Source organism: Mucilaginibacter sp. (assembly GCF_036383575.1).
GTDB lineage: Bacteria > Bacteroidota > Bacteroidia > Sphingobacteriales > Sphingobacteriaceae > Mucilaginibacter.
On the sequence record NZ_DASVOB010000025.1, the window covers coordinates 1 to 10,018 of the forward strand.

Annotated in this window: 7 protein-coding genes and 2 pseudogenes; 4 read left to right on the forward strand and 5 right to left on the reverse strand. The window is 43.1% G+C overall.

The features are described 5' to 3' along the window. The 4 genes and pseudogenes from VF500_RS00820 to VF500_RS00835 all read right to left on the reverse strand — a co-directional run. Positions 1-302 (reverse strand): annotated as a pseudogene (locus VF500_RS00820) (hypothetical protein); the annotation flags it as partial. A gap of 207 nt (positions 303-509) precedes the next feature. Next, complete coding sequence (locus VF500_RS00825; RefSeq protein ID WP_330857854.1) at positions 510-1,415, reverse strand: glutamate--tRNA ligase family protein; 906 nt, start codon at positions 1,413-1,415, stop codon at positions 510-512. A gap of 219 nt (positions 1,416-1,634) precedes the next feature. Then, positions 1,635-2,378: an SDR family oxidoreductase gene (locus VF500_RS00830; protein WP_330857855.1), complete on the reverse strand. Its 744-nt coding sequence runs from the start codon at positions 2,376-2,378 to the stop codon at positions 1,635-1,637. A 160-nt stretch (positions 2,379-2,538) separates the two neighbouring features. Further along, positions 2,539-3,897 carry a hypothetical protein gene (locus VF500_RS00835; RefSeq protein ID WP_330857856.1) on the reverse strand — a complete coding sequence of 453 codons (1,359 nt, stop codon included), beginning with the start codon at positions 3,895-3,897 and terminating at the stop codon, positions 2,539-2,541. Between the two features lie 123 nt (positions 3,898-4,020). On the opposite strand from VF500_RS00835, the gene VF500_RS00840 reads away from it, so the two are divergent. From VF500_RS00840 to VF500_RS00850, 3 genes are all read left to right on the forward strand, one after another. Continuing rightward, positions 4,021-4,716: an SMUG2 DNA glycosylase family protein gene (locus tag VF500_RS00840; RefSeq protein ID WP_330857857.1), complete on the forward strand. Its 696-nt coding sequence runs from the start codon at positions 4,021-4,023 to the stop codon at positions 4,714-4,716. Between the two features lie 66 nt (positions 4,717-4,782). Next, positions 4,783-5,802 carry a nucleoside hydrolase gene (locus VF500_RS00845; protein ID WP_330857858.1) on the forward strand — a complete coding sequence of 340 codons (1,020 nt, stop codon included), beginning with the start codon at positions 4,783-4,785 and terminating at the stop codon, positions 5,800-5,802. Between the two features lie 99 nt (positions 5,803-5,901). After that, entirely contained in the window at positions 5,902-7,533 is a 1,632-nt protein-coding gene (locus VF500_RS00850; protein ID WP_330857859.1) for a DUF5597 domain-containing protein, read from the forward strand. A 293-nt stretch (positions 7,534-7,826) separates the two neighbouring features. On the opposite strand, the gene VF500_RS00855 is transcribed toward VF500_RS00850, so the two are convergent. Further along, a complete protein-coding gene (locus VF500_RS00855) occupies positions 7,827-9,560 on the reverse strand; it encodes an alpha-glucosidase (RefSeq protein ID WP_330857860.1) in 1,734 nt (577 codons plus the stop codon). A 239-nt stretch (positions 9,561-9,799) separates the two neighbouring features. Between VF500_RS00855 and VF500_RS00860 the strand changes: the two are divergent. Next, positions 9,800-10,018 (forward strand): annotated as a pseudogene (locus tag VF500_RS00860) (hypothetical protein); the annotation flags it as partial.

Genomic DNA, 10,018 nt, shown 5'->3' on the forward strand with positions numbered 1-10,018 from the left:
CTGTTTTTACCCTCATAGCAATTGAGTAACGGGGCTAAATAAAGCTGCTCGAGGGTGCGTTTTTTTTGAAAAGCCGGCAACATATGAGCAACCAGCAATTCGCCGTCGCGCAGGTAAATATCAGCCTCTACGTTTTGAAAACCGTTATCCAGGGCATCATACAGAGGCCGGTTGTGCCAGTAATCATTATGTGCGAAACCTTTGGAGAGGGGGCTGTTTTGAGCCTGGCAGGTAATGGCTCTGAAGGCAAGGATAACAAAAAACAGAAATTTCAGGTGCTTGTGGCAAAATGCTGCTTGCATCGTAATTTGTATTTGTTGATACAAATTTACCGCTCCGATATGTACAGGCAGTTATGTCATGGTAAAGTAAAAGCACCGTATGTTTTAATTTTTTGTAAATAAGTTAACATTTTCATCACATTAAAATATACAAACCTATACTTTTCGATTAAGGCCGATTCACATTAAATCTGCATTTTACAAACACCTGTTAATAAGCTATGAAGATTAGCCGAGAATAAGCCCGGCAAGTTGCTGCCAACTATTGGCCCTTTCGGGGAACCCTAACAGATTTGAAATAAGCTCAAATACATCAGCTGCGCTCTTGCCTTCCTGTCTTAAATAACGAACCGATGTTGAGCCCGCCGACTTAGATAGCTTTTTCCCCGGCCCTTCAAACAATAAAGGGTGATGATAAAATACAATGTTATTGAAAACCGGCTTATTCAATATCGCGCCCAATTGAATTTGAGCCAGCGTTGATGCCCACAGATCTTCCCCCCTTACAATCAGGTCAACACCATAAAACAAATCGTCGATAACCGATGTAAGCTGGTAGGCCGGGAAGCCATCCTTTTTCCTGACGACGAAATTTTCCATTTGGGCAGGCAATTGCGTTTGGATAATTGTGCCGTTATAAGCTTTCACCTCTAATACAGCAGCATTCTCAGTACGTAAACGCCAGCTTACCTCCGGAGTGCTTAACGGGATCTGTTTATCAACGCAGGCACATGAAGCGGTTTCGCCAAGCTGCTTTCGTGAACAAGCACAGGCAAAAACAAAACCACCGGCAGCTAACTGCTCAAGGGCTTCGTTATATAGGTCCATCCTATGAACTTGCGAAAAATTAGCTTCAAAATCATCCGCATCCTGTGGCCCTTCATCCCAGGGAATTTCTAAAAAACGGAGTGTATCAAAAATATCGGTTAAATATTCGGGGTTAACCCTTGCCCGGTCAAGATCATCTATCCGCAATAATATTTTCGCGCCATGTTTGCGGGCCAACGCAGCGGTAAGTGAAAATGACAAAATATTACCCACATGCAAAAACCCGCTCGGCGTTGGCGCAATACGGGTTTTATTAAAATGTATCGGTGGGGTTGTCAATTGCTTTTGGATTGATGAATAGCCCAAGATACAAAAGCAGCGGGCATCAACCAATATTCTTATATCGCAGGAAACAATTCTTAAATCAGGAGGCACCTACGGAGCCAGATTTCGTCTTATAAATTCTCTATAAACACGATACTCCTCCGGAGTGCTAATATCGCTTTCAAACTCCGTAGGAGTACCATGTTTATAGCATAACCTAAGCAAGCGATTTTCGGCTCCGTAGGTGCCTCCTAATTAATACTACCCCAGCAACGTCCCGCCGTCAATAACTAAATTCAGCCCGGTGCCAAAACCTTGTTTCATGAGATAAACAAAGGCAAGGGCAACGTCATCAGCATCGCCAACACGCCCAAGCAGCAATGTATCCTTTGCCCAGTTATAAAGGCCTTCTTTGTTTTCGGCAGGCAAGCTATCCCAAAGATTGGTGTCAATTACGCCGGGTACTACCGCATTTACCCGTACAGGAGCAAGCTCAACAGCCAGGGCCCTTACCAAGCCTTCCATCGCACCACAAATACTGCTGGCTATCGACCAACCCGCGGCAGGCCTTGTTCCGGCAGTGCCACCGGTTAGGTTTACCGAACCGCCTTCATTAATGAATGGCGTACCATATTTAACAGCAGCATATGCACCCCAATAACGGAGGTTGAAAAATTTACGTGCCGCGTCAATATCTGTTTGGCCGATATTATTGAGGTTAAGGTTTTCGGCAGCAGTATAAACCAGATGATCAAAATTACCGGTCTGCTCAAAAAAGACTTTTATATTTTCTTCGCGCGAAAGGTCTACGGCATAACCTTCAGTTCCTTTAGGTAACTGGCTCAAGGCGTTATTAATTTTGCTTTGGTTCCCCGAAACTATTACAACTTTAGCACCTTCGGCAGCGGCAGCTTTTGCTGTCGCGAAGCCTATGCCTGTACTACCTCCTAATATAATTACCCGTTTGCCATTTAATGACGATCTGTTTTCAATTTGATTATTCATGATGTTTGTTCTTTTTTTAAACACCACAAATTTCCTCCGTGAAAAACCGGTTCCACTTACCATTTGGTAAAAAGCGAATATCAAATAACTTTATTATCGAGATACCAATCACCAATAAGCAACACATTATCCACCTTAAATACTAAAAGCGTTAGGCACGTTACTTACCTAAAAATCCGCCCTCTGTTAAAGCGGCAAATTTTGCTTTAAAAAGATCCATAATTGAAAACTTTACCAACTCCGTCTGCTTAAAGAAGTCGGTTTCCGCATATTTGAGCATAGCATTCATATACATATCAGCCGAATCTATTTGGTCAATTGCAGAAAAATAACGGCACATGCAGGCATAATAAACTAATGCTTCGGCCAAATGAAAAACCTTATGACCAGGATATAAATAGTTAAGATCGGGCTTGCCATTAAAAACGGCTAAAACAGCTTCTGGCTCTTCGTGCACAAAAAGCATTCCCGCGTAATTGATAAGTGACGGAAAATAATCAGGAAACACATTGTACATTAAAGTTATCGTTTCCTCGGCCTCATCGTACTGTTGGTTATTTATGTAAGCCGTTTGCAGCAGTTTGTAAAATGCAGGAGTCGCCGGGTATTTTAAACGCGCTTCCTCAAACTCTTTTACCGGAACAATCTCTTTGTTGGCAATAATCGTTCTTAACCTATAATAATCGCCCGCCTCTTCATCACTACCAAAACGATTGTCTTCCAATGCGCCTTCTGTTTCACTCAGTTCATATTTGGCACCAATATAATGCTCTGATAACATCTGCCTGGCTTGTTCGGTCCTTATTTTAGCATCGTATGTCTCACCTACGTTTTTCAAAAGTTTCAGCATTGCCCCCAATCCGTTTCCATCATTGGGATAATCAATATCATCATCATAGTCATCTTCGTCCCAGTCGTCCAAATCCTCATCATCCATATCGTCAAATCCATCTCCAAGATATGTATAAGTAAAATTGCCTTCGCCTGCTGTTCGCTCAAGTGTAGCTATGATATTATTGACTTTCACAGCGTCATCATAAGGGCCCGATACATAATGAGGTTTTCCATTTAATCCAAAATCAAGCTCCATCAGCTCTATCGCTTCATCATCTTCCTCTAAAATATACTCTGCTATTTCAAATTCCTTGTGCGGCTTAAATCCATAATCTTCGGCGTAAGCTATCGCGCCAAAAATGATATTATGAGCAAGTATATAATCGCATCTTTCCCAATTGAACCTGTCTTTTAAATCTTCGTAGTCGTCCTGGTACATATTGAATTCGTACTGGGCACCCTTAACACCCAGGCAAAATATATCAACCAGGTAAATACCTGCTGTTACATTTCCGTTTTTGTGCTGGCGGGCCACTATGATATTACACAAGCCGGATGTCTCCCAATCATCGTTGATCAGACATTCAAAAATAGGCAGCGTACGTGCCTGTGTTTTAATATACTTTTCCGGGCTTAGCTGAGCTGACTTCATTGCTACTATCTTACCCTTTTTCTTTTTTGACATAAGCCTCCCCCCGCGGTAAACGGTTTTGTTATCGCCCGCAAAATAAGTCAAATGCTACAAACACTAAAGGAAAAAGCCTCAACAGTTCAAAAACAATTGCTCAACTAATGCTAAATTTGAGTTATGACACTTGCAGACCGGATTATCCAATTCAATGAGCAGCTAACCTACACCGGCAATCCTTTACCCGAAGGCATCCGCATCATGAACCCTTTTAAAGAGCATCCCCAAACCATGCGCATTGTTGATGAGTTTTATCATAAATATTATGACGATAACCAGCAACGGCATATCATTTTAGGCATTAACCCTGGCAGGTTTGGCGGCGGTTTAACAGGTATTCCCTTTACCGACCCCAAACGACTGATTTCCGAATGCCATATCAGCTACGAAGGCAAAATGTCGCACGAGCCATCATCTGTATTTGTTTACGAGGTGATCAATGCCTTTGGCGGCCCTGAAGCTTTTTATAAGCAGATCTATATTAATTCGCCCTGTCCGCTTGGTTTTACCAGCATTGATGCTAATGGCAAGGAAAAGAATTATAATTATTACGATAGCAAGGAATTAACCCGGGCAGTTTATCAGTTTATGATCGAAAACATCCGCAAGCAGATCGATCTCGGCATTAATACAGATAAATGCTTTTGTTTTGGCACCGGCAAGAATGAGGCATTTTTACGCAAGCTGAACGATGAATATCATTTTTTTGGCGAGATAATAGCGCTGGAACATCCGCGCTTTATCATGCAATACAAAACGGCAAGCAAGCAATTTTACATTGATAAATATCTTGCGGCTTTTGAAAGTATAGCCTGATAATCCGGTATTTATTTCGTGGCAAAACACTTATATTGTGTGCACCAACCAATTAACCTGTAAGCCATGACCAAAAGCAAGTTTTTACCACTCCTGCTCCTTTTGTTTGTTTTTCCTTTTGTTTCAAAAGGCCAATCAACGAATGCTAATAAACTCATTTCGCCCCGCATCAGGGTGATTATTGATAATGATTTTAGCGGCGACCCGGATGGCTTGTTTGCGCTTACACATCTCGTGCTATCCCCATCGGTAGAGGTGAGAGGCGTTATTGGTTCGCACCTGAGTGTTAACGACGGTTTCGACAGATCAAAAACCCAGGCCGATGAGGCCGCTAAAAAAGCATCCGAACTATTAGCCGTTTTAAAAATTAAAGACCGTTTCCCTGTTATAGCCGGCTCCAATACCGGCATGGTTAATGACACCACTCCGGTAAAAAGCAAGGCGGTCGACCTGATCATTAAAGAAGCTTCACGCACGGACACTTCCCTCCCGCTTTATGTGCTTTGCGGCGCCGGACTTACCGAAATTGCATCGGCAGTATTAACTGATCCAAAAATCGCCGATAAGCTTACCCTGGTATGGATTGGCGGCCCCGAGTACATCGACCTTGCACTACCTCCGCCAAACTACAGCAGCCCCGAGTATAACCTCAATATTGATATCCCCGCAGCCAGGGCTGTGTTTAACCACTCGCAATTAAAGCTATGGCAGATCCCGAGGGACGGATACCGCCAGGCCATATTGCCTTATTCTGAATTACAGCTTAAGATAAAACCCCAGGGCGAAATTGGGAAATACCTGGTCAACACGCTCGAAAACCTGATGGCCCGCATTCAGCAGTATCATCTTAATTTGGGGGAGACCTATATTTTGGGCGATAGTCCGCTGGTGCTGCTGACCGCATTACAATCATCCTTTGAGGCCGATCCTTCATCAAGCGAATATGTGTTAAAGCCTTGCCCACTCATTAATGCGCAGGGAGGGTATGATTACAACGCTCATGGCCGTAATATCCGGGTTTACCGCCGGCTGGATATCAACCTGATGTTTAATGATTTTTTTGCCAAGCTGGAATTGAATAAGTAAAGGCGACCGGTGGTACATTTTTAACCATAAACGGTTTATTTAGTATTACCTTAAGCGCTGTTTTGTAATTATTTTGGCATGATCATAAACCTTGATACCATGCTTAAAATAATTGGCAAAAAAGCTCAAAATATATTCCTGCTTACTTCATTGTTATTAGCAGGAAGCAAAGCAGTTGCCCAAACCAATGATACCTCATTGCCTAAACTCATTGAAAAAGATGGCAGGCACGCCTTTTTAGTTGATGGTAAACCATTTTTGATATTGGGCGGACAAGCCCATAATTCAAGCGCATGGCCGGCTTTGATGCCGGGTGTATGGAAATCGGTTGAGATGATGCACCTCAACACGCTCGAAGTCCCCATTTATTGGGAGCAGATAGAACCTCAGCCCGGAAAGTTTGATTTTTCATTGGTAGATACGCTGCTTACCCAAGCCCGGCAGCACAATGTAAAACTGGTGCTATTGTGGTTTGGCACCTGGAAAAACGGGAGTAATCATTATATGCCCGAATGGATGAAGCGAGATGCAGAGAAATACCCAAACATCACAGGAAAAACAGGCAAGCCGATCGACTCCCCCTCACCGCATTCAAAAGCTACGTTGGATGCTGATATCAGAGCGTTTTCGGCAGTTATGCTGCATTTAAAGCAGGCAGATACGCAGCATACCGTTATTATGGTACAAGTTGAAAACGAGCCGGGTTCGTGGGACACAGTTCGCGATTATTCAGCTAAAGCACAAAAATTATTTGAGGCGGATGTACCTGCTGATCTGTTAAAACCGGCTATACTGAAAGCCTTGAATGTACCAGTAAATACAAAAGGTTCATGGCAGCAGGTATTTGGTGACAGGGCCGACGAATATTTCCAGGCCTGGTCAATAGCCCGGTTCATTGAGCAGGTTGCTGCTGCCGGTAAAGCAGAATATCCGCTGCCGCTATATATAAACGTAGCGCTGCGTGATCCGCTTACCAATCCCCCTGCAACCCACTATGAAAGTGGCGGTGCTACCGATAATGTGATCCCCATTTGGAAAGTGGCAGCTCCCTCCATCGATCTGCTTGCTCCTGATATTTACCTGTCAGGCAGCGAAAGGGTGTTGAAGGTAATTGATCTGTATGCACGTGCAGATAATGCCCTGTTTGTACCTGAAGCCGGTTTAATTGCCGATAACGCCAAATACTTTTACGATGTTTTAGCTCACGATGGAATCGGATTTTCGCCGTTTGGAATAGATGATAATGGGGATAGCTCAAACGACGAACATCTTGCTAAAGGCCTTCCCCCTTTTGCACAGGAATATGTTATGGCAACCCCAATGATGCACGAGCTGGCTCAATGGAGTTTTGAAGGCAAGATAAAAGCCGTTGTTGAACATGAAGACGGCGCAGAGCAAACCATTAAACTTGGGACATGGGATGCAGTAATAAAATTTGGCGGCGGCCGGGGAGGCGAACTTAAACCCAATCAAGACCATAACGGCAAAGCAATGATAGTTACCCTTGACGAAAATAAATTCATCATGACCGGAACAAACTGCCGCGTCACGTTCCGCCCGACAGGAAGCAATACCGGCAAAGCATGGCAATATCTTAAAGTTGAAGAAGGAGGGTATGATCATGGCACGTTCAAATCGCTGCGTATCCTCAATGGGGATGAAACAGATTGGGGCGGCCCGGCAATTGGTGACAAACCGAGGGTGTTACAGATTTCGTTGGTAGTGAGGTGAGATAAAAATATTTGTAGAGTAATCAGCCTCTTTTTTTGATTTATTCAGCTACTTAAGCGATATAGTTCGGGGTTGGATTGACTCTGCTAACAAAAAGGGGTTAACAGGGTTAACATAATTCAGGGCTAACATTTACATAAACACCTAACAGTAAGATAATTAAGTGATTTTTCATCGAAAAATACGTTAACCCCCTTTTCTATAAATATTATCAGCTAAATTTCAATTCTTAGGTAACACAACACCAAGGGTGGTCAATTTGATCTGTGATACGGCCTCTACTTAAAACGCTCTTATTTTACCTCATAAACAACAGCCTCATATGGCATCAGCATACCATTTTTTGATGGCTTTTGATAATTGCCTATTAAAACCGTCGCGTTACCTAAATCCACACCGGTTTGAGCCGAAGCTTGCTTGCCGGTAAAGTTCAGCAGTACAAGCAACTTTTTGCCATTCAACTCTCTTGTATAGGCATAAGTATCAGGGTTCTGAGCGTCGAGCAATGTATATTTCCCATATACCAGCACCAGGTTATCCTTCCGAAGTTTTACTATCCGCCTAAAGTAATTTAAAATACTGTTGCCGTCTTTTTCCTGGGCAGCCGCGTTAATGTTTTTGTAGTTTGGGTTTACCTTTATCCAGGGTGTGCCGGTAGTGAAGCCGCCATTGGCAGTGCTGTTCCACTGAAATGGGGTGCGACCATTATCCCGGCTTTCAAAGGCTATCCTTTTTAAATATGCCGGTAAATCGGCTCCAATATTTTTCTGTCGCTGGTACTCGTTAAGCGTTTGTACATCGCGGTAATCATCAATTGTAGTGAAACCTGCATTGGTCATTCCCAGTTCGTCGCCATTGTAATAATAGGGCGTACCGCGCATGGTCATTAAAAAAGTGGTGAGCATTTTTGAGGATACAGCCCTAAACTCAGGGCTATCGTTACCGAACCGGCTTACTAACCGGGCCTGGTCATGGTTAGCCAAAAATATCGATAACCAGCCTTTTGCCGCAAAGGCACTATCCCATTTGGTAAATACCTGTTTTAAATGAACCACACTATATCCTTCGGGTTTGGCAATATCCACACCCTCAAAAGCATAAGCCATATTTAATTCATCCCTGTCGGCATCAACCAAATTATGGCCGTCTTCAAATGTATTGCCTGCCCCTTCGGCCACGCTCATTACATTGTATTTGCTAAGCACCTCCCTGTTCATTTCCTGCAGGTAACCATGCAAATTGCCCTGTACGCCGTAGTATTGGGTGAAGTTTTTTTCAAATCCTTTCGGGAAGGCCGGAAATGTAGTATCCTTTGCGGCAAACTGAAAAGCATCCAATCTGAAGCCATCAATTCCTTTATCGGCCCAAAACTTCATAATGTCATACACTTCATTTCTGAGTTTTGGGTTTTCCCAGTTAAGGTCGGGCTGTTTGCGCGAAAAATAATGCAGGTAATAGGCATTAGTAAGTGAATCATAACGCCAGGCGTCATGGTTTACATCAAACAGACTATAACGGTAAGGCGGTTTACCTTTTTCGGCATTCCACCAATGATAATATTCACGGTATGGATTATTGCGCGAGCTCCGGCTTTGCTTAAACCATTCGTGCTCGTCGCTGCTGTGGTTCACTACCAGGTCCATAACCAGTTTTATGCCACGGGTATGCATGCCTTTCAGCAACGCATCAAAATCATTCATCGTTCCAAAATCCTTCATGATGTTGCGGTAATCGCTTACATCATATCCGTTATCATCATTAGGCGAGCTGTAAATGGGGTTAAGCCAAACAACATCAATCCCCAAACTTTTGATATAGTCAAGCTTTGAGATGATGCCTTTCAGGTCGCCAATGCCATCTCCGTCATTATCTTTAAAACTACGGGGATAAATTTGGTAAACAACCGCCTCTTTCCACCATTTGCGATTAATAGTATCTGTTGATCCCTGATTGTTTTGAGCTGAACATAAAAGGGAGCTGAGCATAAAAACGACAAAAGCCACAAAGCGCGAGTATGGTGTGTTCATGATCATAATTGGTTAAAAGATCTACGGTAGTACAGGAATGGATTCCGTGGTTTATAAGAGAATATTAAGGTAGCAATATTTAACCGGAACAACAAATAATGCATTCGCGGCGATGGAGCTTAATCCCTTCCCTAAATTTAAACGTCAAACATTATGCACGTTTCGGGGTTTAAAAATGAGCTAACCCAATCACAATTAACAGTTAATAAATTGAATTGTAAATATTTATATACGTTAGCGTGCATCACAAACCACCATATAAAACTTCCACCCTGCTTTTAGCGACAGTTTTTTTTCTACTATTTACAGGCATAACTACACATACTTTTGGCCAGGTACAGGTACCTGCCGATTCGGTAAAGGCCGATTCCTTACGCATTAAAGAAAAAGTAGTACAACCGGCCAAACCCACCGATACATTATACAAACAATATGACTTCGGCGACCTGGTGCGCAAC

Excerpts from the sequence above, each read along its gene's own strand:
- VF500_RS00830 (WP_330857855.1), bottom strand. The coding sequence starts at position 2,378 with ATGAATAATCAAATTGAAAACAGATCGTCATTAAATGGCAAACGGGTA.
- VF500_RS00835 (WP_330857856.1), bottom strand. The coding sequence starts at position 3,897 with ATGTCAAAAAAGAAAAAGGGTAAGATAGTAGCAATGAAGTCAGCTCAG.
- VF500_RS00840 (WP_330857857.1), top strand. The coding sequence starts at position 4,021 with ATGACACTTGCAGACCGGATTATCCAATTCAATGAGCAGCTAACCTAC.
- VF500_RS00845 (WP_330857858.1), top strand. The coding sequence starts at position 4,783 with ATGACCAAAAGCAAGTTTTTACCACTCCTGCTCCTTTTGTTTGTTTTT.
- VF500_RS00850 (WP_330857859.1), top strand. The coding sequence starts at position 5,902 with ATGCTTAAAATAATTGGCAAAAAAGCTCAAAATATATTCCTGCTTACT.
- VF500_RS00855 (WP_330857860.1), bottom strand. The coding sequence starts at position 9,560 with ATGAACACACCATACTCGCGCTTTGTGGCTTTTGTCGTTTTTATGCTC.